We start from the raw sequence: 23894 nt of genomic DNA, 5'->3' as shown, positions 1-23894 counted from the left end.
CTTAGAAATACCCCTCTCTCTTTCTTCTTTCCATACTACCTGCTGCTTCATTATCAATTACTCTTGTTGTTCTCTCAGAAGATACTGCACTAAGAGTTTCATCAATAATTTCATCAAGTGTTGTTGCATTAGACTCAACACCACCAGTAAGAGGGTAGCAGCCAAGTGTTCTGAATCTTACATTCTTGTATTCAATCTTTTCGCCTTCTCTTAACTTGAAACGATCATCATCAACCATAATTAACATTCCGTCTCTTTCAACAACTGGTCTTTTATCCGCAAAGTAAAGAGGTACGATATCTATATTTTCTCTCTTTATGTACTGCCATATATCAGTCTCTGTCCAGTTAGAGATTGGGAATACTCTTATGCTTTCACCCTTGTTAATACGTGAATTGTATAACTTCCACATTTCTGGTCTCTGGTTCTTAGGATCCCATGCGTGGTTTTCATTACGGAAAGAGAATATTCTTTCTTTGGCTCTCGACTTTTCTTCATCTCTACGTCCACCACCAAAAGCTGCTGTGAAACCATATTTATTAAGTGCCTGCTTTAATGCCTGTGTCTTCATAATATCTGTATACACTGAACCATAGTCAAAAGGATTAATTCCTTTCTTAACACCATCTTCATTGATATATTCTAACATTTCAATGCCAAGCTTCTTAGCTGTTTCATCTCTGAACTTAATCATTTCCTTGAACTTCCATGTTGTGTTAACATGAAGAAATGGAAATGGTGGCTTCTCCGGATAGAATGCTTTCATTGCAAGATGAAGCATTACTGAACTATCCTTTCCTATTGAGTAAAGCATAACCGGCTTTTCACACTCAGCCGCCACCTCTCTTATTATATATATTGCCTCAGCTTCAAGCTGATCAAGATGTGATAACTCTGCCATTCTTTTATCCGTCCTTTCTAGTATTTATTAGATTCCTTCTTATTAATTACTATCGTTTCCCTGCTTCCGTCTGTCTTATCTATATTCCAGTTAAGGAAGTCGCCTTTGGAAATAACGCTCATCTTACTTCCCATACCTCCCATATCTGCTCCAAGATAAAGTGCGATAGCTTCAAACTTACATTCCTTGATACAAGATGAACATCCCCAGCAGTCCTTAGGATACTTCATATATGCTTTCTTATCTTCTCCCATCTTAATAAGACTTCCCGGACAGACGATACTGCATTGTCCGCAGCCAGCACATTTCTCCTTATTAATTACTATGCTCATATGTCTCACCTCTTCCCACAAGATTTCTATATTTCACTTCTATCCTTCCGTCTACCTTTCTTGTATTAACATACTTAAGCCATTCATCTGACTTCTCTGGGTAATCAAGGTTCTCCGCAAAGCTGTGCCATCTTGTTTCTTTTCTTGCTTTCAAATGTTCTATAAGCACCTGACAGACTGTAAGTCTTTCCTTTAATTCATATACAAACATAAGCTCATGATAATCTTTAGCGTTAGCTTTTTCTGAAAGAGTTTCTATCTGTTCAATCTTTTCTTTGGCAAGCTTAAGCTGCTTTTCATTGAACTGGTAATGACTTCCTATACCACCAGCATATGTATCCATAACCTTCTGCATAGCTTCCTCAAGTTCTTCTGTCGAGAAAATGGTATCTTTATCCTCACGCCTAAGATATTCGTTATATTCTTTTATTCTTTCATCAGTAAGCTTGTCTGCATATTCATCAGCTGTACTCTGTGAAAATGCATTCTCTGTGATGTCCGATCTATTCAATTCCTTAACAATATCTTCTGCCGCAATTTCACCTTCTGCCATAGCACCTGTCACATACTTCTGAGGACAGCCTCCTGCAACATCTCCTGCCGCATAAAGACCATTGATTGTTGTCCTTCTATTAGTATCAACCCAGTAACCACTCGCCGTATGTCCGCCTACAATATAAGGCTCTGTTCCTTCTATCTCAACATTCTGCTCACTTGGGTTCTTTCCAGACTCTATCCATTTAAGTGTCTGGCTTGGTGCCATATTAAGGTATGCTTTCTTTAATGACTCATCCTGCTCACTGCTTATTCCTTCTGTTCTTAAGTAACAAGGACCTCTGCCCTCAATGTTCTCCCTTACAGTTCCGTATACTCTCTGTGAAGTTGTAAGTCCATACCGGTTCTCGTATACCTCACCTAAAGAATTCACCTGCTTTGCACCAACTCCCTGTGCTATTGTTCCTGTAGGAGCTATTGTATCTTTACATCTTAAAGCTATAAAACGCATTTCAAACGTTGTCATCTCTGCACCTGCATTAATACCCATAGCAAAACCAGCACCTGTATTAAATGGAGGATACCACATTTTATGTCTTGAAAATCCTGGATTGTTAGGCTTGTACAATCCAGCCGCTCCACCAGTCGCACATAATACCTTCTTAGCTCTTATCTCATAAGCTTCACCAGTATCAATATTAAAACCAACAGCACCAAGAATTGTATTATCCTTTACTATGTAATCAGTTATATTAAGTCTGTTAATTACAATTACATTTTCAAGACTATTTACTGCATCTGCAAGTATTGGCTTAATATTCTCACCGTTAATCTTAATATTACGGTTGCCTCTTGCAACATATCTGCCATTCTCATCTTTAAGAATTACAAGTCCAAGCTTTTCCATCTTGGCTGTTACTTCGTTAAGTCTTTCTGACATTGTAAGAAGTAAATCTTCCCTCACAATATCGTCAGCATCTTTCTTTGCATATTCAACATAATCCTCTGGCTTTCTGCCTTCAACTATGTAAGCATTTATCGCATTAACACCAGCCGCAAGACAGCCGCTTCTCTTTATATTCGCCTTTTCTGCAATTATAATTGAAGCATCTGACTTTTCCCTTATTGTAAGTGCCGCATAACAGCCTGCTGTTCCACCACCTATAATAAGCACATCTGTTGTTAATCTGTTTAAACCATTAATCTGCATAAACTTTCCTTTCTCATTGTAAAACTTGTCCACAGGTCTTTATCAGATATATACTAATCTGAAGCTGTGCGTATACACACAAAGCATTTAACCTGGCAGAAACATAACTTTAATCTGGTTAAATATAGAATACGTCATCATCCCTCATACCCTTGTTCTCGCAAAGATATGTCTTTTCATCATCAACTGCGTATATTCTATATATAAGAACGTGAACCTTTTCCCCAACCTGTAGCGGCTCTTTCTCAAGTGACCACTCTCCTGTTATCATTGTTCCTCCAATATTAACAGTTACATCAAGATGATTGCCTCTGAAAAGAATATCCTCAACATAACCTTCCTCAGCAGCACTGTTGTACTGCTGGAGCTTTCCATACTTAGAAAGCTTCACAAATTCAGGTCTTATTATTGCTCTTTTAGCTCCCTGTATCTCATCAAAACCTTTTAATTTTGAATAATCATTAACCTCTGAAGCTTTTCCAATGAATTCAACAACAAATGGTGTTGCTGGAGATTTGTATATCTCTATCGGACTTCCCATCTGCTCTATCTTTCCGTGGTTAGTAATTATAATCTCGTCAGCCACTTCAACAGCTTCGTCCTGATCGTGTGTGACGAATATACTTGTTATTCCAAGCCTGGTAACCATACTGCGAAGCCACGTTCTAAGTTCTGTCCTTACCTTTGCATCAATCGCCGCAAATGGTTCATCTAACAGAAGCACTGATGGATTAGGTGCTAACGCTCTTGCAAAAGCTACTCTCTGTCTTTGTCCACCTGATAACTGGTTAGGATACCTTTTCTCAAGACCTGCAAGCCCTGTTATATCAAGAAGCTCTGTAACTCTTTTCTTAATCTCATCTTTTGGAACTTTCTTAAGCTTAAGTCCAAATGCTATATTATCATAAACTGTCATATGTCGAAAAAGAGCATAGTTCTGAAATACGAAACCAATCTCTCTTTGATTAGCTGGTACATCATTAACTCTCTTTCCATCAATATATATATCTCCAAAGCTTGGTGTTTCAAGACCTGCAATCATTCTTAATATTGTTGTCTTACCGCTTCCCGAAGGACCAAGCAATGCAACAAGCTTTCCCTTTTCTATTCCGAAATTCACATTATCAGATGCACGAAAGTTTCCATACTGCTTAAAAATATTCTTCATCTCAACGTACATTACTTTTGCCCTCCTTTCTTATAATCACTTTGTCTGTGTTCAAATATATTCCTTAATACAAGAACTATAATCGCTATAATTACTAATATTGATGATACTGCAAATGCCGATGTTATTGATGTATCTGTACCCGACATATACAGTGCATCTATCTCAAGTGGAAGCGTGAATGTCTCTCCTCTTGTCTTTGATAATGCATTAACCGCACCGAACTCTCCTAATGCTCTTGATGTACATAGAATTATTCCGTATATCAACGACCATTTTATATTAGGAAGAGTTATCTTAAAAAATATTGTAAAACCATTAGCACCCATTAAAGCCGCCGCTTCCTCCTCGTCCTTTCCGAGTGAGTTAAGCACTGGTATTATCTCTCTTGATACATATGGAAATGTAACAAATATTGTAGCAAGCACAACTCCCGGTATCGCAAAGGCTATTCTTATATTGCTTCCTGTAAACTCATTAAACCATCTTATAACAGGATAGAAAAAACCAAGTCGTCCAAATGTCATAAGAAACGCAAGACCTACAATAACCGGTGATATAGAAAATGGTATATCAATAAGTGTTGCAAGCACCTGCTTGCCTTTAAAATCAAATCTTGTAAGTAACCATGCCGCTATAATTCCAAATAATGTATTAATAACAACTGCAGCAACAGTAGCAATAATTGTTACCTTCAACGCACTCAATACATATGGAGTTGTTATTGATTTAATGTAAAAACTAAAGCCCTCTTTTAATGAACTTGCTATTATTGATAATAGAGGCATAATCAGCATAACTGTTATAAACAAAACAGTGATAAGAATACATATGCTTCTTGTTCTTCTTTTTCTTTTTTCAAGCTTATCATTCTCGCTCATATTTAACCTCCATTTTCTCTACATTGTACGCTTTGCCTGCCTCATCTGTATTATATTAATGATAAGAAGTATCAGAAAAGATATTATAAGCATAACAAGTGCAATCGCTGTCGCCGAAGCATAATCAATATAATTAAGCTTCTGCATTATTACATAGGATACAACCTGTGTATGTTCTTTGGCACTGTTGCCTGATATGTATATAACGCTTCCATATTCTCCTATTCCCCTTGCAAATGCAAGTCCGAAGCCTGTAAGAAGTGCCGGGCTGATTTCTGGAAGGATTACTTTAAAAAATGTCTTTGATGGGCTTGCACCTAACATATATGCCGCTTCCTCATATTGAGAATCCATCTTTTCAAGAACAGGCATTACCGCTCTTACAACAAATGGAATTCCTACAAACACAAGTGCTGTAATAAGTCCAAGATGTGTGTAAGATACCTTTATACCTATTGAAGCAAGCGGTTTGCCAAGTATTCCGGTTTCAGAATACATTTTCGATAATGTAATACCAGCTACCGCTGTTGGAAGTGCAAATGGAAGTTCTATAAGTCCGTCAAGCACTCTTTTTCCAGCAAAATCGTATTTAACAAACGTCCATGCAATTATTGTTCCAAACACGCAGTTGATTACTGCCGCTATGAATGAACATCCAATGCTTGTAACAAAAGCATTGACGACATTCTGCTTAGTAACCAGCCTTATAAATTCGGCTGGTGGAAGCTTAAGTGAATATACCATAACCGAAGCAAGTGGAATTAATACTATAAGTGATAACATAGTAACTGTAATTCCAAGTGTTAAATGAAATCCCGGTATAACACGTACTTTTTTATCTTTACCGAATTTTCTGCTATTCTTTATTTCATCAAACGCTGTATCATAGTCTGGCTGTTTATTATTATCAATTGTTCTATCAGTTGTTATAGATTTCATCAAACCAGCCTCCATCATCAAAATATATCTTGTATGCCTGAGTCCAGCCGCCGTAATCAGCTATTGTATCAAGCTTTATTGTAAGATTGAATTTACCACTATATTCATTCAATACCTCTTCATCTGTTGGTCTGTATCCATAATCTGCGGCTATTCTTTGTGCCTGCTTTGAATACAGGAATGATAAATATTCGCTTGCAAGCTCCTCTGTCTTGTTGACTTTAACATTATCATCTACAACTGCCACACTTGGCTGTGCGAGAATACTTACAGATGGTGTGACAATCTCATATTCATCAGGATATGAAGCTAATGATGTAAGTGCCTCATTCTCCCATGCAATAAGCACATCGCCTTTTTTATTCTCAACAAATGTTGTTGTTGAGCCCCTTGCTCCGGAATCCAGCACTGATACATTAGCATACAGCTTTCCTAAGAATTCCTTCTGCTTATCTTCACTGTTATTCTTATCTCTTGCATAGCTTAATGCCGCAAGGAAATTCCAGCACGCTCCACCACTGCTCTTAGGATCTGGTGTTATAACCTCAACACCATCTTTAATTAAATCATCCCAGTCTGATATATTAAGCGGATTGCCCTTTCTTACAAGAAATACAATCGTTGAAGTATACGGAGATGAGTCTTTATCATATTCGTCCTTCCAGCCTGCATCAATAAGACCTGTATTCTCTATAAGGGATATATCGTGTTCAAGTGCAAGTGTAACAACATCTGCATTACAGCCTTCAACTACTGAGCGTGCCTGACTTCCTGAACCTCCGTGAGATTGTATAACCTTTATCTGCTTTCCGTATTCAGCCATATAGTAATCGGCAAAGACTTTGTTATATTCCTCATAGAACTCTCTTGTAGGGTCATAAGAAACATTAGTTATTGTAAGTCCATCTCTCTTACTGCCACAGCCTGCCGCTATATATGTCATCGTAATACACATAATAAGAAGCATACATAATTTATACCTTTTTTTATTAGAATGTCCGTTATGTTCAAGATATTTCATAGGTCTGCTCCTTTCTTATGGGCTTTAAATTTATTATATACCCACCATTCATACATACATAGTGTGTTAGTATGTTTATTACTTAAAAAATATTGCCAGACACCTTTGCTGCTGTCTGGCAACCCTTGGAAATTATTGATATAATAAACCTTATTTCCTATAAAGTCAATATGTTTATGTGTTTATTTTAAAATTATTTTAAATTGATGTTTACAGCCTCTCCTGTCACTATGACTGCCGGTGATGTTATGCCTGCTTCTCTTACCTTTAATTCAATATCAGCAAGTGTACCTTTGACTATTCTGTATGTATCATCAAATCCACCTGTAATAACTGCCGCTGGAGTGTTCTTAGGCTTACCTCCGCTTACGAGTGCCTCAGTTATCTGTGCAAGATGTGTAAGTCCCATAAGGTATACACAAGTTCCATTCATAGAAGCCGAATTTCTTATTTCTTCATAAAGTGAGTCCATATCTTTGGTATGTCCTGTGACAACACTAAAGCTTCTGCTTACATCCCTATGTGTAACTGGTATGCCTGCCATTGCAGGAACTGCTATTGCTGATGTTACTCCTGGTATTTCTTCTGTTTCTATGCCATTTGACTTAAGATAGAGCATTTCTTCTCCACCACGTCCGAATACATATGGGTCACCACCCTTTAATCTGACAACAAGCTTTCCTTCATTGGCTTTCTTTAAAAGGAGTTCGTTAATTTCTTCCTGTGCCATACTGTGTCTTCCATTTCTCTTGCCAACATATATCTTTTCACAGCTTTCAACACAGAATTCCATAAGGCGGTTATCAATCAGGTCATCATATACAAGCACCTGTGCCTTCTTTATGGCATTTAACGCCCTTACAGTTATAAGATCATAAGTTCCACAGCCTGCACCAGCAATTACAACCTTGCCCTTGCTGTAAGAATATTTCCCATCTGCCTTTGTTTCAGCATTTGTATTATCTTTACCAGTAATCCTCTCACTTACTTTATTAATAACATCCTGTAATTCGTCCTTGTCAAGCTCTCTGCCAAGCACCATACATTTTCTTGCAGCTTCCTTGAATATATCAGCTCTCATAGAGGCATCATCTACATTCTCTTTAATACTATCCCTAATTGAACCAAGATACATAAGTATATCTTCAATATCCGCAGGAAGCTCCTGTGCTATTCTATTCTTAATATCTGCCGCAACATAAGGACTTGCTCCCTGGGTAGATATTCCTATAGATAAATCTCCTGCTTTGTATACAGACGGAAACAGAAAATCACAATTATCCTTATCGTCTACCGCATTTATAAAAATGTGGTATTTGCGGCATACGCCTGCAACATATGCGTTAAATTTTGCATCATCTGTAGCAGCTATACAGAATGAACATCCGTCCAGATCTGAATTAACAAATTCTCTTTCAATAATATTAATGCCTTCAATGCTCTTTATGCTATCGCTTACCTTTCTTGCAACAACTGTAAGTTCCGGCTCATATGCAAGAAGCTTGCTTATTTTATGCTCTGCTATTCTGCCTCCTCCGATAACAAGACCTTTCTTTCCTTTAATGTCAATAAAAAACGGAAAATAACCCATAGTAATTCCTCCTGAATATTTTACCTATCAATGTACAATATATCCGCTAACTGCTTGTAGGCTTCACCCCACTTCGCATTAGGTTTTAAGTTATAAAGCTTCTTATCAAGAACATAGTAACGTCCCTGCTTTACAGCAGTTAATGACGACCACGCCGGATTAGATGTAAGAAGCTTATCTATATTACGGATAGCCGCATCTGTATCGTTGCCCTGTGTTGTAACAAATATGTAATCAGGGTCGGCTACTACAATTGCCTCAAGGCTTAAATCATCAAGCAGTGATGTATCTGAGTCTGCTATATTAACACAGCCCAAATCCTTTAATATCTCACCGCCTACTGAGCCTTCGCTCTGCTTTGCCTTGACACTGCTTGACGAAGTTCTTATAAATAATATCTTTGGATTGCTGCCATCAACTCTTGATTTTATAGTATCTATCTGCTCTTTAACATCTGTTCCATTAGTCTTATACAGATCTCTCCTGCCTGTTATCATAGTACATTTGTCAAGCATATTAAGATACTGCTCAAAATTAGATACATCAAAATATGCTACTGTTATTCCTGCATTTTCAAGTGTCTGCATAAGTGCTATATTAGAATCTGTATTACAGCTTGCAATAACAAAATCTGGTCTTGAAGCTATAAGAAGTTCCACATTAGGATTTAGTATACTTCCAATATTGACAACATCACTTGAAAGCCCTAAATCAAAATTAGTCCATGTATCATTAGCTGTTGCCACTACACTTCCACCAGCAGACATCCATACATCTGCAAAACTTCCTATAAGTGTTGCTGTTCTTTTATAAGAAGTTACTGTAACTGTTCTTCCATAATCATCTATAAACGTATATGGATTGTCAGCTGAAGCACCTGCACCGGCATTATAACCAGAATTATCTACATTAACATCTTCTGTTGCAGTTCCACAGCCTACAAAAGCAAACACCATAACTACAACAAGTGCAAGTGATATTAACCTTTGTATTTTGTTAGTTATTTTTCTTTTTGTCATTAATTAAATCTCCGTTCTTAAATATTGTATATATAATGCTTGGGTGAAAAGCCTCCAGCTTATGATACCTACGGATTGTTCCGTACTGCACACATACAATTCTACACTGGTATTATAGATATTTAATAATCTGTTGTAAGATAACTCGTAACCGCATATACAACATTTCCATTATATATAAGCCTTGACCAGCCGGTATCACCTATTCCTGTTCGCAATGCTATATCTCCATTATCAAGCACATCTACAATATCACCTGATACTTCTGGGATACTTCTTAGATTAACCGGCTCTTTAGCAGTTACCTCCTCATTAACACTGTTAAAGATAATTCCCAATTCAGCTGTATTAAGGCTCTGCTGTGTCTGTCCCGACACTGATGCCTGTGTGCCATAATTATAATTAAAGCTTGAATTGTAATTAAAATAAGCAACATTTACGTCAACATATCCTGATATTCCATCTATTCTGGCATTATTAGTATACTGCCACATAGCACACGCACCTGTGTATGAAGGATGTTCTACTGCTGGATATGTTCCATCTTTATAAGATGCCACCCATATCGGATATCTGGCTTCTATATCCTGTATATTCCATTCCTTATTATTAACAATCTGACCCTTGCCAGCATATAACATGGCATCGTAGCCTTCTCTGTCCACAGTATCCATAAATGCAAGTGCATTGTTAGTTCTTTCTTCATTACTAAGATTATACATTCTGCTTGAAGGATTATTATAATCTTCACAATTGTATACAACAGGGTATGTTATGTCATAGGCTGATATATAATCTATGACCCAGCATGCTTCCTCTATTGCTTCGTCCTCGTCAACCGCTGTCGAAAAGAAATACACACCTATATCTATGCCCGCTTTCTGTGCTCCCTCAAGATTGTATGACGCATATTCATCTTCGCATATAGTTCCATATATATCTGTACGGTATCCAACTCTTATCATCGCGTAATCAATTCCGCTTTCTGCGACTTTATTCCAGTCAATCTTTCCCTGCCATTTGGATACATCAATGCCATTGGAATATGCCATATTATCATTAGAAAATGTTGTTATATTAAGCTCTATCCCATTCTCACTTAATTCCTGTGACATATTATCCGACTGTGGGTCACCATCTGCTAATTCAACATATGAATTATCTGCATCCGCACTGTTACCAGGAATCCCATAAGTGCTGTCAGCTACCTGTATTGTATTACTCACTAAAACATCTTTGCTCGCCTTTCTTTTATTAGTAACCTTGATAACAGGTATGCTTACACATACCCCGGCTGTTACTAATATCAATACAACTACCAGTACTGCTGCTATGTGATGTCCTTTACGTTTTACAAACTTCTTTATATTCTTCATAGCAATCCCCCATTTATGTTAAATCTTTATTTTACATTAACTCAGAATATCAAAATATAATTACCACCAATTTCATTACAATACTAATATTACACTAATTAGTCAATAACATATCTTCTGAATATGTTAATTTTAATAATAATTTTATGATTATTTTGCACAAAAAAATGTTTTGAATATAAATCTTGCATACACTATAAGTGGTGCTATAATGTTTGTTAAAGAAATAACAATATATACAGACGAATACCGTTCAATAATTCCAGCTTAACTGGACATTATATTATCCGGCTGTATAAGAAATGAGGTATAATTATGAAAGTAAATAGTAGAAAAGTTGCTGTAATTGGCTGTGGTTTTGTTGGTTCATCATCTGCATTTGCACTTATGCAGAGTGGTCTGTTCTCAGAAATGGTTCTTATTGATGCAGATACAAAAAGAGCCGAAGGTGAAGCTATGGATATAAGCCACGGCATATCATTTGCAAGACCTATGCAGATATATGCTGGTAATTATGATGATATTACTGATGCCGCAATTATTGTTATAACTGCTGGCGCTAACCAGAAGCCTGATGAAACAAGACTTGACCTTATCAAGAAAAATGCGGCTATTATGAAATCAATTGTTGGCGAAATCAAGAAACGTGATTTTGGTGGAATTCTTCTTATTGTATCTAACCCTGTAGATATTCTTACACTTATTGCACTTAAAGAATCTGGTTATCCATCTAACAGGGTAATTGGTTCCGGAACTGTACTTGATACAGGCCGTTTCAAATATCTGCTTGGTGAACATCTTGACGTTGACAGCCGAAGCGTTCACGCATTTATTATTGGTGAACACGGCGACAGCGAGCTTGCTGCCTGGAGCAATGCAAGAATAGGCGGTCTTAAGGTTAATGACTTCTGCGAGCTTCGTGGTCACTTCAACCACGAGCAGTCTATGAAGAAGATATTTGAAAATGTCAGAAACAGTGCTTATGAAATTATTGAAAGAAAACATGCCACATACTACGGAATTGCAATGGCTGTCAAAAGAATATGCGAGGCAATCGTTCGTAATGAGAAATCCATTCTTCCAGTATCAAGCCTTATGACAGGCGAATACGGACTTAATGATGTTGTCCTTAGTATTCCTGCTGTCGTCGATGAAACCGGCGTACAGAAGGTAATTCCTATTGAATTGAATGATGAGGAGCTTACAAAATTAAAAGACTCTGCCAATATTCTTAAAGATATTGCAAAAGATTATATCTAAAAGATTATAAACAGATTTTATTAAAAACCTGCTGTAATAAATGTATATTATAATACATATATTACAGCAGGTTAATTATTACCCCGTTATTAATCATACAGCAGAACAATCCACCGCATTTTTATCAATTATAACGTTATTTATGAAGATTTAAAATCAGAGTTACAACTACTCTGCACTACCACTATCTGCCTGCAAAGTATCCGCATTCCCTGTTTCTGGTGTTGTGTTGTTGCCAGCCTTATCTGACGATAAGCGGTTGTTTACCATATCTCTAAGGAGCTGGTATATAACCGATGTGAGCGGAATAAAGAATATCATCCCGAGAAGGCCGAAGAACTTGCCGCCTAAGAACACCGCCATTAATGTAAAGAGTGCCGGAAGTCCTACAGAGCTTCCTACAACCCTTGGATATATGAACTGTCCCTCGATAAACTGAACAATCTGAAATACGATTACAAACCATATAGTAAGTACCGGATTGGTGAATAGCACAAGAAATGCACCAACAACACACGCTAAAAATGTTCCTATGTATGGAACGAACTGGAACACTGCCGCCATTATGCTTATAAGTCCGGCATATGGCATTCTGCATATGCTAAGTGTAATAAACATAAGCACGGCAAGTATACAAGCCTCAACGCACTGTCCTGTAAGGAAACTTGCATAAGTCTGTGCAAAAAGGTTAGTAACACCTGTAACCTTAGAAGATACCTTCTTTCCAAATACAGCTTCTAAAAGCCTTTCTGTCTGTGAAAGCAGGCGTCTTTTATCCATAAGCACATACACTGCAATTATCACAGATATACTAAGATTAAACAAAGATGAACCTATCTGTGGAATACCCGTAAATATGCTCTGGAAAAATGCTCCGGCAACCTCTCCAGACTTTTTAAGTATGCTGTTCCAGTCAATCTTTTCAACATAATCATTAATAAACGTAAGATGTTCATCATATTTATCCAGAATATCAGTCACTACATTTACATTATTATCAAAATTCTTTATAAATCCAGTAATCGACTCTATCAAATCCGGAATAATAGACCACATTATAACAGCGAATACAAGCACAACTATAACTATTGTCACAACTAGGCTTATCCCGTTGCGTGCCTTTTCTTTTCTTAAGAACTTTACTTTCTTTGACAGCTTCTCTAACTGTCTTGACAATGCTTCCATTGGCACATTAAATATAACCGCAAGCATACAACCTAGAATTATTGGATTCAGAATCTTAAAAAATGTTCCTATACCACCAAATATATTCCCTATATTAAGTGCTACAGAAAGACTTATTGCCATAACTATACCCAATACAATTATATTTTTATTCTTCTCTCTTTTTTCCATTAATACTTCTCCCAATTATTATATGAACTTCTGATAATGTAATATATTATGGCTTAAAATATACAATAATGCAATATTTTACAGGATAATTTACACTTAATTTACACTTTAAAATTTATACTGTTATAAGCTCCTGCACATATCTTGACCTCTTCTGGTGTCTTGACCCGCCATCTATATAGATAATATCAAGCTCGTCTTCTGCCCTTGTCATAGCAACATAAAATAGCCTGCGTTCTTCCTCATAATCATCAACCTTCCCCATATAAGCATATGGTGTCACCTGTTCATTCGCTGATATTATTATAACCTTCTTCCATTGAAGTCCCTTAGCACCGTGAAATGTGCTAAGATACACGCCTTCATTCTTATCCGTTCTCACCCTGTATTCCCTGTCAGTTATATATCTGTACCATTCAGACATATTATCAAACTTCAGTGCTTCCTTTTTCATAGCTTCTGACTGGTTAATGATATCCCCGCTGTCAAGTCCTGTATACTCTGCATACTCAAAAAGGTCATTTTCATACCCCATATCATCGTATATATAATTGATAAACTGTGTCGGATTATCTATCCTCGAAAGACTTCTGAAATCAAGAAACATATCATTGATTGTGTCGTTAATTCTTAAGCAATCCTGTCTGCTGGCATTCTTTGTACAGGCTTCGTATATTTTATTCCTGTCAAATTCGCAATTGTGCACAAGGTTGCTTCTTATATATCTTTTGGGTCTGTTAATTATCCGTCTAAGATCCGTCTGTTCCGGCACACCTCTTGAAAGCCTGTAATATGCAAGCATATCGTAAAAACATATGCCAAGATGAATATCATCCACATTATCCCTTGTAAAAAATGGCATACCTATCGTTTCTAATGTATTGACAAGCACCGAGGCCTCTTTCTTCACCCTGTAAAGTATTGCAATATCGCTTAAATGTCCGCCTGTCTTTACATAGTCATTAATAAGTGACACTGCCATATCTGCCTGCCTGCCATAAGATGCGGTCTGTCTTATGTGCACTTTTCCCTCACCCTGCCTGTATGCTGACATATTTTTGGCAATTCTGTTTTCATTATTTCTTATTACTTTGTCAGCACCTTCTATTATATATGGAAGACTTCTGTAATTAGTACCCAGAATTATCTGTACAGACCCAGGATATTTTCTTGAGAATTCCTTAAATATTGAGCTGTCAGCTCCTCTGAAACCATATATTGACTGGTCATCATCTCCAACTACACACACATTTTTCCTTAAATCAGCAACCATATATATAATCTCTGCCTGCAATGTGCCTGTATCCTGAAACTCATCAACCATTATATAGTCAAATATTCCCTGCCAGTATTCCAGCTCCTGCTTATTAGAGCTTAAGCATTTGTGACAATATAATATCATATCGTCAAAATCAAGCTTCTTATTATTCTTTTTAAATTCCTTATACTGGGAAAAAGTTATCTCAAGATATGCCTTAGAACTGCTTTTACTGTCCTGAATGTCAGCCGTACCGACCGCCATACTATTTATGTATTCATTACATTTTCTATAATACTCATCAAAATCATCAGGAACCCCTGATACTCTCTTATATAAAAGCTGTCTGTGAAATTCAGTAAAGAACTTTAATCTTCCGGCTTCCGATAATATATCTTCAGCCTTCAGATTATATGCTCTTGCAAGTACCGAATAACACAGGGAATGTATAGTTGAAAATCTTATGCCATCACTGCCATACTGCATTTTATACCTGTCTGCCATCTGCACTGCCGCAGCCTTGGAAAATGTAAGTACCAGTATTCTATATGGTCTGACACCTGATTTAATTATATTATTAGCCCTTGCCACTATAACCGATGTCTTTCCTGAACCTGCAACAGATATGATACACACCTGTCCATCAATTGTGTTAATGGCTTCCTGCTGTTCTTTACTATATTTCAATCAAATTCTCCTAAATTCTGAACTTTTCATACCACATAAGCACCATACTTACCATAAGTATAACTGATGATACCCATATTGTATGTATTCCAAATGTTTCTGATAAATTACCGCCTATTCCTGCACCAAGTGCAAAGAAAAATATAATTCCAAAATAATGAATTGCTTTAAATAACTGCTCTTTTTTTCTTTCTCTTACGAATACAGAAAGTGCATCTGTACCACTTCTTAAATTACCTATGCACATTGTGCTTGCATATGCAAAGCCGTTGACTTTTCTGAATGCCTGAACCTGCATAGCACACGAAAATGACACCATAATTGTTGCCACCATATTAAAAGTCTCTGGTATAAAACCTACAATTGTAAGTATTATAATTTCTATTAGAAGAACTAACTGTCTCCAATGGATTTTCTTTGCCATCTTGTATCTGGCATTAATCTGTTCTGTCACAAACACTCCAAGTCCGAATGCTAAGAAAGGAAACAGATACTTAATTCCACCGACTATATTTCCTGTCATAAAATTCTGACTCATAAGGACAACATTTCCTGTCTGTGCATTAGAGAATACTTTATCTCTTGTGAAATATGTATAAGCATCCTGAAATCCACCTGACACCGCAAGAACTGCACTATTCAGAAATGTTTCTGACATCTGGATTTGTTTCTTGGTTATCATAATAATACCAACCTCTTTCCTGTATTATCTGCGATATATCACTACAACATCACCATTCTGTATAAGTGTATCGCCAATAGGTATTATATTCTCTTCTCCTCTTTTTACAAGGGCAATTATAAGATTTTCTGGAAGATCCAACTGGCGTATTGTTCTATTGCACCAGTTATTATCCGAAGTTATGTTAATCTCCTCAAGCGAATCATTATCACCATTCTCATATGCGGGAATACTGAGTATCAGATTATCCCCGCCGCATATCTTAGTATTGCCTCTTGTAATAATTGTTTCCCTGCCTCTTTTTATCATAAGTGCAATTGCACCTGTCGGCATATGTACTTCACTTATAAGCTTATTCTCCCAATTATGACCTTTAGGTATGAACATACGCATAAGCGTAATTGATGATTCTTCTTGATAATCATTGAATGTCTTACGTACATCTGATGTTTCATCAATCATATCCAACCGTCTTGAGACTGCTGGAAGAAGCGTTCCCTGAATTGCAACTGACAGAAGTGATATCATAAACACTATATTAAACAAATCCTTTGACATAACGCTTCCGCCCGCCATAATCACTATAGAGAACACTATTGAAGATGCTCCCCTAAGACCTGCCCACGACACTAAAAGGCACTGACGTACCGAGCATTTGAACGGCTTAAGTATCGCAAATACTACGGCCGGTCTCGCTATAAATGTAAGAAATACCGCAATTGCTATAGATATTGGTATAATTGTTAAAAATCTGTGAGGGTAGGATAACAATCCAAGCATAAAGAATATAACTATCTGTGCCAGTGTTGTTACACCATCAAAAAATGGAACAATATTACCTTTATTGCGTATCCTGCTGTTACCAAGCAGAATGCCAAAAAGATATATACATAAGAATTCATTGCCGCCGACTAACTGTGAAAGTCCTAAGCCTAAAAGCACAACAGCAAGAATAAATATAGTATCAAGTCCATTTACAATTATATCCGTCCTGGTAAGAACATATATGGCAGCCACCGCAAGACCTATGCCAATAAGCACACCATATACAATCTGTGCAAATATAACGTATGGAACTTTTATAAGATTATCACCATTAAGAATATATATTCCTATAACAGTAAGCATATAAGCAATAGGGTCATTACTACCACTCTCTATCTCTAAAAGCGAAGCAACACCATCTTTTAAATTAAGCTTCTTACGTCTTAATATTGCAAATACACTCGCCGCATCTGTTGCTGACAGAACTGCTCCAACAAGAAAGCTTTCCGCTATTGGAAATCTCAATACAAAATAACAGAACAGCATTGTAAATGCCGCTGTAAGAATTACGCCACAGGTAGACAATAGAACAGCTTTAACAGCAACAGGTCTGGCAGTCTTCCATTTAGTATTAAAACCACCATAAAACATAATAAACCCAAGTGCAATATTACATATATATTCTGTCATAGTAAAATTGTCAAATTCAATTCCAGCTATTCCATCGCATCCAAATAACATACCTATACCTATAAAAAGTATAAGTGCAGGCATGCCGAACCTTCCCGAAAACTTGTCTGCCGCAATACACATAATAAGCACCAATGCTACTAATATTATTTCTAATGTCATACAATCTCCCTTTTAACGCCTGCCCTCATAAGCTGTATACACTTCTTTAGATATGAAGGACTTATCACTCTGTTATCTTACTTCTTCATTCACACTTTCCGAACTAATCTGTTTATTTAGTATATTTTTATCTATTGTGTCAAAGATAATATGTTCCTATAATATCAGTCTGGCAATTATTTGTCAAACATACAATTGTTTATATATTCTTTTATAATTCCGACAACTCCGTCAGCACCAATTCTTGTTTCATCTATACACATATCGTAATATGCCGCATTTCCCCATTCCTGATCAGAACAATATTTATGAAACTCTGCTCTCCTGCTGTCAGTTTCATTAACAACAACCTTCGCCTTTCTTTCAGAAATATTATGGACATCTGCTATATGCTTAATTCTCTCAGCCTTATCTCCGCTTAAGAATACGCTTACCTTGTCTGGTCTGTCAGAAAATGCGTAATTAGCTCCCCTGCCTATTATCACACAATCACCGTCACCTATTATTGGATAAAGGGCTTTTCTTGCCTCGCTAAGCAGTACATTGTTCTCGTCACTGCTTATAGAATGCATTAAAGCATTTACCGGTATCTCGGAGAAGAAATAAGGGAATTTATCATATATCCCTTTTTCCTTAGCAAGCTTAACAATATGTTCCTTATTATAAAATGTAAGTCCATACTCATCAGCAAGTCTCTGACCTATCTCATCACCCATACATCCACACTGTCTTGCAATTGTAATAATCATATTTATCCTCCATTCTCATTATTATATATATAAAATTTTTTCACACACAGAAATAATCTTCAATATTTTGAAACCTGTGTGTCACAACTTCTTATTCTTTTATAAGAAGTTCGCAAATACACTTGCACCAACTACTGTAAGTATACCTGCAACAGCAATTGAAAGACTGCTCATAGCACCTTCTATCTCTCCCATTTCAATAGCTTTAGCTGTTCCTACAGCGTGTGCAGATGTTCCTATCGCAACACCTTTAGCTATCGGGTCTGTAATTCTGAATACTTTACATATAAATTCTGCTAATATATTGCCAATTACTCCGGTTACAACAATAACTGCAACTGTAATCGTTACATATCCGCCAAGTTCTTCTGATACACCCATACCAATTGCAGTTGTAATTGACTTTGGAAGCAATGTTACATATTGCTCGTGGGTAAGTCCAAAAACCACCGATAATACAAGCACTGTAACAAGGCTTGTGACAACTCCCGATGCTATTCCTAATATAATTGCCGCACAATTACTTTTTAAAAGCTCGAACTGCTCATAAAGAGGAATGGCAAGACACACCGTGGCTGGTGTCAAAAGCCAGCTAAGATACTTCGCACCGGCATTATAGCTTTCATAATCAACTTTACCAATTATTAATACAACCATAGTTACAATTATAGATATAAGCAGTGGATTAAACAATCCCAGCTTTAACTTCTTTTTAAGAAATGTTCCTGCCATATATGCGATAAGACTTATTGCTACTCCCGCAAATGCTGAATCAAGAAAAAAACTATTCATTATTATCCCCTCTCTTAGTACGTCTTACAATAAACTGTGTAACGTGTCCGCTTACACCCATAACAGTAAATATTGTTGCAACTGTTATTATGCATATCGGAACTAATATCGGCTTTAAATTAAGCCATGATGATATAAGACCTACTCCTGCAGGAATAAACATTACAGGCATAATTTCTATAAGAAATCGTCCTGCTTCCTTAACTGCGTCAAGCTTAATCAATCCTGTAAGAAGACCAGCAAATAAGATAACCATACCATAGATACTTGCCGGTACTGGAAGTGGTATGAACTTATTCATCAATTCACCCACTAACGAGATTACAAGAATAATCAAAAACTGTTTAAGATACTTCATAAATAAACCTCTTTTCTTTTGTGCTCTTATTTCATATATATTTGAACGGTCCAGTGCACAAATTCGCCAACTATTATATCTCTGCCTCGTTATATATATCAAGTGTATCCGCCAGAAATACACAAAAAATACAATAACACATATAAAAAAGAATATGTAAAAACACATTCCTGCACCGAGCACGGTCGCTTGCGATAAAATACATCTTCGTGCGAGTGTGCATAATCGGCATATAGTGCCTTTTATGTAATAGGGAATTCTATTGGAATTTCCTATTACATAAAAAAGCCGCAGCTATCAGATTATCCTGACAACTGCAGCTGCAACAAGTATACATTAAACCATACACATTATATTATTATTTTCCCTGCTCTTTTACGAAATCTTCGTATAAAGGAGACATGCTTCTTAATCTTTCTACGATACCCTTTAATTCATCTACAACATAATCAGCATCTTCGATTGTTGCATCTTCACCAAGTGAAAGTCTTAATGAACCGTGTGCTATCTCGTGAGGAAGTCCGATTGCAAGAAGAACATGTGATGGGTCAAGTGAACCTGATGTGCAGGCTGAACCTGATGAACCACATATTCCCTTCTGATCAAGCATAATAAGCATTGATTCACCCTCAATAAATCTGAAACAGAAATGAACATTTCCAGGAAGTCTGTCTGTTCTGTCACCATTAACTCTTGAATATGGAATTTCTGCTAACACTCTGTCAATAATGTGATCTCTTATTGCTGAGATATTCTTAATATTCTCTGACATATTAGTATTGGCAATGCTTGCCGCCTTAGCCATTCCGATAATACCTGGTACATTGTGAGTTCCTGCTCTTCTGCTTCTCTCCTGTGAACCACCGTGAATAAATGAACCAATCTTAACCTTGTTGCTTACATATAAGAAACCAATTCCCTTAGGACCGTGGAACTTATGTCCGCTTGCGCTTAACATATCAATATTCATTTCCTGTACATTAATAGGAATATGTGCAAATGCCTGTACAGCATCTGTGTGGAATATCACTCCCTTAGAATGTGCAATTGCACCTAGTTCCTTGATTGGCTCAACTGTACCGATTTCATTATTAGCAAACATTATGCTTGCAAGTATTGTTGTATCTTTAATTGCCGCTTCGAATTCTATAGGGTCAACCTTTCCGTATTCATCAACATCAAGATATGTCACTTCATATCCGTGCTTTTCAAGCCATTCGCAAGTATGAAGAATTGCATGATGTTCAATCTTAGTTGTAATAATGTGATTACCCTTTGACTTAAATGCCTCTGCTGCTGCCTTTAATGCCCAGTTATCAGACTCGCTTCCGCCACCTGTAAAATATATTTCATTAGGCTTAGCCGCACCGAGAATAGAAGCTATAGTTTCTCTTGCTTCTTCCATATCATTCTTAGTCTTCTGTGCAAAACTATATACACTTGATGGATTAGCGTATGATTCTGTAAAATAAGGCACCATAGCATCAACAACTTCCTGTCTTACTGCTGTTGTAGCCGCATTATCCATATAAATAAACTTACTCATTATTATTATCCTCCGCATTTTGTTTCTGAATATCAACCTATCTATCCAATATGAAATATTATAAAGCAGACATAGTAATTGTCAAGAAAATTTTACAGCCGCTTCCTTTTCTTTATTTCTTTAACGTTATTATATCTACCCTATACTCACGAACCCGTGCTATCGCACTCTCTCGTCCTGCTTCGCACGACTGTTCGTTCGTTAATGGCACAAGAAAAGTAAATGTCTGCTTCGCAGCCGCTTCCTTTTCTTTTGTGCTCATTATATGATAGTTCCTCCACCAAGAACATATTCACCATCATATAATACAAGTGCCTGTCCTGGTGTAACTGCCCTTTGTGGCTTATCAAACTTACACTCAAGCGTGTTATCATCAATCATTCTTATTGTACAGTCTGCACCCTCATGGCTGTAGCGTATCTTTCCTCTTGCTCTCATTGGCTCTTTAAGGGCTTCAATTGCCATAAAATTAAGATTCCCAGCATACAATGTATCAGTAAATACATCTTTATTCTCACCAATAACAACTTCATTGGTATCAGGTCTTACTGCAACTACAAATACAGGATGTCCCATAGCAAGTCCAAGCCCTTTTCTCTGTCCAACAGTATAGTGGATAATTCCATTATGCTTTCCGATTACATTACCATCAACATCAACGAAATTGCCCGGAACTGACTTATAATCAGTAGTTCTTTCTATATATCCTGCATAATCATTATCAGGAACAAAACATATCTCCATACTGTCCGGCTTATTTGCAACCATAAGATAATTATCTGCCGCAATCTTTCTTATCTCATCTTTAGTATAATCTCCAACTGGCATAAGAGTGTGTGCAAGCTGGCTCTGTGTAAGATTATAAAGTGCATATGTCTGGTCTTTCTTTGCTGTTACTGAGTTCTTAATTGCATATCTGCCATTATCAAGCTGGCTTATTCTTGCATAATGTCCAGTTGCTATATAATCAGCACCTATATCAAGGCTTCTTTTAAGAAGCGATTCCCATTTGACATATCTGTTGCAGGCGATACAAGGATTAGGAGTTCTTCCCCTCTTGTATTCATCAACAAAATAATCAATTACACTTTTCTTAAATTCATTCTTAAAATTCATTACATAATAAGGTATATCAAGCTGTCCAGCCACGCGTCTTGCATCATCTACAGCAGATATTCCACAACAGCCATTCTCTGTTGTCTCTACTGCATCGTCCTGCCATATCTGCATTGTAACGCCAATAACGTCATAACCCTGCTCTTTTAAAAGATATGCGGCAACAGATGAGTCAACACCTCCTGACATACCTACAACAACTTTCTTCTTCATATATTCTCCATTTCAATCCATATTATCCGGTTATTATACATTTATCTGCAATACTGCATATCTCATCCCAGTCATCTGCCGAGTCTTTATCATATACAGCACACACTTTCAATCCAGCATTATGTGCCGCCCGAACGCCTCTTAGAATATCCTCATACACCCACGTATCAGATATATCCATTCCTGCTGACCTGGCAACCTTTTTATAGCTTTCCTTATCACTCTTTCCTATGCCGACATCATATACTGTGTATATTCCCTCAAAACATTCATATATTTCTAACCTTTTAAGAAGAATTTCCACACTGGAAGTATCGGAAGCACTGAATATTACAAGCTTGCTTCCAGCCTCATATTCTCTTCTTATAAGCTTTATCATTCCCTTCTTTGCAGGAATATCACTTGCATAATGCTTATTCATAATATCAACTGCTGCCTCTGTTATCTGTTCTAGCGATGTATCAATCCCAAGAACATTTTGCAGATAAGCCGCATATTCCGAAAGGTCCATAACTCCTGTTATCTCATCAAAATTCTTTGGAAGCTTAGCACCTCTTAAAATGGCATATTCCCTTGCACTATTCTTCCAGAACGGCATAGAGTCAACAAGTGTTCCATCCATATCAAATATTATGTTCTTATTATAATTAAACAGCTTTCTTGTCTTCTTATAAAGCTTTCTTGTCGCCTCCGAGCAGTCATCACTTGCAAATATCGCCGATACAACAGCAATTCCGTCCACGCCTGTATCCTTTAAATAATCACAGTTGTCATAATTAATGCCTCCAATTGCAACTATCGGCATATCAAGCATAGCTGTAAGCTTAAGAAGATTATCCCTGCTTAAATCTTTGGCATCTTTCTTCGTGCTTGTATGAAATACAGCTCCCATTCCAACATAATCAGCACCAAGTCTTGCCGCATTTGCCGCCTGCTCTGGTGTCTTTACTGTCATTCCTATTATCTTGTCAGGTCCTAGAAGCTCTCTTGCTGTTTCGTAGCTTGCATCACTTTGTCCTATATGAACTCCGTCAACATCTGCCTCTAACGCCGCGTATATATCATCATCTATAACAAATGGCACACCATATCTTCTTGCTATCGGTTTAATTGCCAATGCTTTTTTTACAATCTCCTCGTGTGTCGAATCCTTTTCTCTTAACTGCAAAAATGTAGCTCCTGCCGCAAGGACTTTCTCAATTTCTTCATAGAAATCCCTGCCATTAAGCCATTGCGTATCTGTAACGGCGTAAAGCTGCATATCTTCACGGGTAACTTTCATAATAATCTCCATTTCTGCGTACACTTTTTTTACATTAGTATAATA

22 protein-coding genes are annotated in these 23894 nt (G+C 37.0%); 1 reads left to right on the top strand and 21 read right to left on the bottom strand.

The window, feature by feature from the left end:
• Position 1: 1 nt before the first annotated feature.
• From cysD to BM157_RS00510, 10 genes are all read right to left on the bottom strand, one after another.
• The gene (cysD, locus tag BM157_RS00555; protein ID WP_090139497.1) at positions 2-901 is read right to left on the bottom strand and encodes a sulfate adenylyltransferase subunit CysD; all 900 of its coding nucleotides are present in this window, start codon (positions 899-901) and stop codon (positions 2-4) included.
• 17 nt (positions 902-918) lie between these two features.
• A complete protein-coding gene (locus BM157_RS00550) occupies positions 919-1233 on the bottom strand; it encodes a 4Fe-4S dicluster domain-containing protein (protein ID WP_022502852.1) in 315 nt (104 codons plus the stop codon).
• On the bottom strand, positions 1217-2938 hold the full coding sequence (locus BM157_RS00545; protein WP_090139495.1) for an adenylyl-sulfate reductase subunit alpha: 1722 nt from the start codon (positions 2936-2938) through the stop codon (positions 1217-1219). Before BM157_RS00545 ends, BM157_RS00550 begins: the two co-directional genes overlap by 17 nt.
• A 118-nt stretch (positions 2939-3056) precedes the next feature.
• Positions 3057-4118 (bottom strand): ABC transporter ATP-binding protein, encoded by a 1062-nt coding sequence (locus BM157_RS00540; protein WP_022502855.1) that lies wholly within the window; start codon positions 4116-4118, stop codon positions 3057-3059.
• Positions 4118-4987, bottom strand: a complete 870-nt coding sequence (locus BM157_RS00535; protein ID WP_022502856.1) for a sulfate ABC transporter permease — start codon at positions 4985-4987, stop codon at positions 4118-4120. Before BM157_RS00535 ends, BM157_RS00540 begins: the two co-directional genes overlap by 1 nt.
• 18 nt (positions 4988-5005) lie before the next feature.
• A complete protein-coding gene (gene cysT / locus BM157_RS00530; RefSeq protein ID WP_082421596.1) occupies positions 5006-5926 on the bottom strand; it encodes a sulfate ABC transporter permease subunit CysT in 921 nt (306 codons plus the stop codon).
• A complete protein-coding gene (locus BM157_RS00525; RefSeq protein WP_022502858.1) occupies positions 5907-6947 on the bottom strand; it encodes a sulfate ABC transporter substrate-binding protein in 1041 nt (346 codons plus the stop codon). Before BM157_RS00525 ends, cysT begins: the two co-directional genes overlap by 20 nt.
• Positions 6948-7140: 193 nt before the next feature.
• Positions 7141-8538 (bottom strand): uroporphyrinogen-III C-methyltransferase, encoded by a 1398-nt coding sequence (gene cobA / locus BM157_RS00520; RefSeq protein ID WP_022502859.1) that lies wholly within the window; start codon positions 8536-8538, stop codon positions 7141-7143.
• 20 nt (positions 8539-8558) lie between these two features.
• Positions 8559-9557, bottom strand: a complete 999-nt coding sequence (locus tag BM157_RS00515; protein WP_022502860.1) for an ABC transporter substrate-binding protein — start codon at positions 9555-9557, stop codon at positions 8559-8561.
• 122 nt (positions 9558-9679) lie between these two features.
• Entirely contained in the window at positions 9680-10933 is a 1254-nt protein-coding gene (locus tag BM157_RS00510; RefSeq protein ID WP_055175498.1) for a GH25 family lysozyme, read from the bottom strand.
• A gap of 315 nt (positions 10934-11248) precedes the next feature.
• Here BM157_RS00510 and BM157_RS00505 point away from each other — a divergent pair, with 315 nt between their 5' ends.
• On the top strand, positions 11249-12193 hold the full coding sequence (locus BM157_RS00505) for an L-lactate dehydrogenase (RefSeq protein WP_172678507.1): 945 nt from the start codon (positions 11249-11251) through the stop codon (positions 12191-12193).
• Between the two features lie 168 nt (positions 12194-12361).
• Here BM157_RS00505 and BM157_RS00500 read toward each other — a convergent pair whose 3' ends face one another.
• The 11 genes from BM157_RS00500 to thiE all read right to left on the bottom strand — a co-directional run bounded on the left by BM157_RS00500 (position 12362) and on the right by thiE (position 23849).
• Complete coding sequence (locus BM157_RS00500) at positions 12362-13549, bottom strand: AI-2E family transporter (RefSeq protein WP_090139493.1); 1188 nt, start codon at positions 13547-13549, stop codon at positions 12362-12364.
• 115 nt (positions 13550-13664) lie between these two features.
• The gene (locus BM157_RS00495; protein ID WP_090139491.1) at positions 13665-15494 is read right to left on the bottom strand and encodes an ATP-dependent helicase; all 1830 of its coding nucleotides are present in this window, start codon (positions 15492-15494) and stop codon (positions 13665-13667) included.
• A gap of 10 nt (positions 15495-15504) precedes the next feature.
• The gene (locus BM157_RS00490) at positions 15505-16176 is read right to left on the bottom strand and encodes a YoaK family protein (protein ID WP_022502864.1); all 672 of its coding nucleotides are present in this window, start codon (positions 16174-16176) and stop codon (positions 15505-15507) included.
• Between the two features lie 24 nt (positions 16177-16200).
• Positions 16201-17793 (bottom strand): potassium/proton antiporter, encoded by a 1593-nt coding sequence (locus tag BM157_RS00485; RefSeq protein ID WP_022502865.1) that lies wholly within the window; start codon positions 17791-17793, stop codon positions 16201-16203.
• A gap of 176 nt (positions 17794-17969) precedes the next feature.
• Positions 17970-18542 (bottom strand): cytidylate kinase-like family protein, encoded by a 573-nt coding sequence (locus BM157_RS00480; RefSeq protein ID WP_090139489.1) that lies wholly within the window; start codon positions 18540-18542, stop codon positions 17970-17972.
• Between the two features lie 99 nt (positions 18543-18641).
• Positions 18642-19334: an LrgB family protein gene (locus BM157_RS00475; protein ID WP_022502867.1), complete on the bottom strand. Its 693-nt coding sequence runs from the start codon at positions 19332-19334 to the stop codon at positions 18642-18644.
• Positions 19327-19692 carry a CidA/LrgA family protein gene (locus tag BM157_RS00470; RefSeq protein WP_022502868.1) on the bottom strand — a complete coding sequence of 122 codons (366 nt, stop codon included), beginning with the start codon at positions 19690-19692 and terminating at the stop codon, positions 19327-19329. The genes BM157_RS00475 and BM157_RS00470 overlap by 8 nt, the downstream gene beginning before the upstream one ends.
• Positions 19693-20050: 358 nt before the next feature.
• The gene (gene nifS, locus BM157_RS00465) at positions 20051-21238 is read right to left on the bottom strand and encodes a cysteine desulfurase NifS (protein WP_022502869.1); all 1188 of its coding nucleotides are present in this window, start codon (positions 21236-21238) and stop codon (positions 20051-20053) included.
• A gap of 112 nt (positions 21239-21350) precedes the next feature.
• Positions 21351-21500, bottom strand: a complete 150-nt coding sequence (locus tag BM157_RS12850; RefSeq protein WP_022502870.1) for a hypothetical protein — start codon at positions 21498-21500, stop codon at positions 21351-21353.
• Positions 21500-22567: a tRNA 2-thiouridine(34) synthase MnmA gene (gene mnmA, locus BM157_RS00460; RefSeq protein ID WP_090139487.1), complete on the bottom strand. Its 1068-nt coding sequence runs from the start codon at positions 22565-22567 to the stop codon at positions 21500-21502. The genes BM157_RS12850 and mnmA overlap by 1 nt, the downstream gene beginning before the upstream one ends.
• 22 nt (positions 22568-22589) lie before the next feature.
• Positions 22590-23849: a thiamine phosphate synthase gene (gene thiE / locus BM157_RS00455; RefSeq protein ID WP_022502872.1), complete on the bottom strand. Its 1260-nt coding sequence runs from the start codon at positions 23847-23849 to the stop codon at positions 22590-22592.
• Between the last annotated feature and the right edge of the window lie 45 nt (positions 23850-23894).

Origin of the sequence: [Lactobacillus] rogosae, from assembly GCA_900112995.1 — a bacterium.
GTDB classification, from domain to species: Bacteria; Bacillota; Clostridia; order Lachnospirales; family Lachnospiraceae; genus Lachnospira; species Lachnospira rogosae.
This window is presented reverse-complemented; position numbering and strand designations above follow the sequence as displayed.

Excerpts from the sequence above, each read along its gene's own strand:
- cysD (WP_090139497.1), bottom strand. The coding sequence starts at position 901 with ATGGCAGAGTTATCACATCTTGATCAGCTTGAAGCTGAGGCAATATAT.
- BM157_RS00550 (WP_022502852.1), bottom strand. The coding sequence starts at position 1,233 with ATGAGCATAGTAATTAATAAGGAGAAATGTGCTGGCTGCGGACAATGC.
- BM157_RS00545 (WP_090139495.1), bottom strand. The coding sequence starts at position 2,938 with ATGCAGATTAATGGTTTAAACAGATTAACAACAGATGTGCTTATTATA.
- BM157_RS00540 (WP_022502855.1), bottom strand. The coding sequence starts at position 4,118 with ATGTACGTTGAGATGAAGAATATTTTTAAGCAGTATGGAAACTTTCGT.
- BM157_RS00535 (WP_022502856.1), bottom strand. The coding sequence starts at position 4,987 with ATGAGCGAGAATGATAAGCTTGAAAAAAGAAAAAGAAGAACAAGAAGC.
- cysT (WP_082421596.1), bottom strand. The coding sequence starts at position 5,926 with ATGAAATCTATAACAACTGATAGAACAATTGATAATAATAAACAGCCA.
- BM157_RS00525 (WP_022502858.1), bottom strand. The coding sequence starts at position 6,947 with ATGAAATATCTTGAACATAACGGACATTCTAATAAAAAAAGGTATAAA.
- cobA (WP_022502859.1), bottom strand. The coding sequence starts at position 8,538 with ATGGGTTATTTTCCGTTTTTTATTGACATTAAAGGAAAGAAAGGTCTT.
- BM157_RS00515 (WP_022502860.1), bottom strand. The coding sequence starts at position 9,557 with ATGACAAAAAGAAAAATAACTAACAAAATACAAAGGTTAATATCACTT.
- BM157_RS00510 (WP_055175498.1), bottom strand. The coding sequence starts at position 10,933 with ATGAAGAATATAAAGAAGTTTGTAAAACGTAAAGGACATCACATAGCA.
- BM157_RS00505 (WP_172678507.1), top strand. The coding sequence starts at position 11,249 with ATGAAAGTAAATAGTAGAAAAGTTGCTGTAATTGGCTGTGGTTTTGTT.
- BM157_RS00500 (WP_090139493.1), bottom strand. The coding sequence starts at position 13,549 with ATGGAAAAAAGAGAGAAGAATAAAAATATAATTGTATTGGGTATAGTT.
- BM157_RS00490 (WP_022502864.1), bottom strand. The coding sequence starts at position 16,176 with ATGATAACCAAGAAACAAATCCAGATGTCAGAAACATTTCTGAATAGT.
- BM157_RS00485 (WP_022502865.1), bottom strand. The coding sequence starts at position 17,793 with ATGACATTAGAAATAATATTAGTAGCATTGGTGCTTATTATGTGTATT.
- BM157_RS00480 (WP_090139489.1), bottom strand. The coding sequence starts at position 18,542 with ATGATTATTACAATTGCAAGACAGTGTGGATGTATGGGTGATGAGATA.
- BM157_RS00475 (WP_022502867.1), bottom strand. The coding sequence starts at position 19,334 with ATGAATAGTTTTTTTCTTGATTCAGCATTTGCGGGAGTAGCAATAAGT.
- BM157_RS00470 (WP_022502868.1), bottom strand. The coding sequence starts at position 19,692 with ATGAAGTATCTTAAACAGTTTTTGATTATTCTTGTAATCTCGTTAGTG.
- nifS (WP_022502869.1), bottom strand. The coding sequence starts at position 21,238 with ATGAGTAAGTTTATTTATATGGATAATGCGGCTACAACAGCAGTAAGA.
- BM157_RS12850 (WP_022502870.1), bottom strand. The coding sequence starts at position 21,500 with ATGAGCACAAAAGAAAAGGAAGCGGCTGCGAAGCAGACATTTACTTTT.
- mnmA (WP_090139487.1), bottom strand. The coding sequence starts at position 22,567 with ATGAAGAAGAAAGTTGTTGTAGGTATGTCAGGAGGTGTTGACTCATCT.
- thiE (WP_022502872.1), bottom strand. The coding sequence starts at position 23,849 with ATGAAAGTTACCCGTGAAGATATGCAGCTTTACGCCGTTACAGATACG.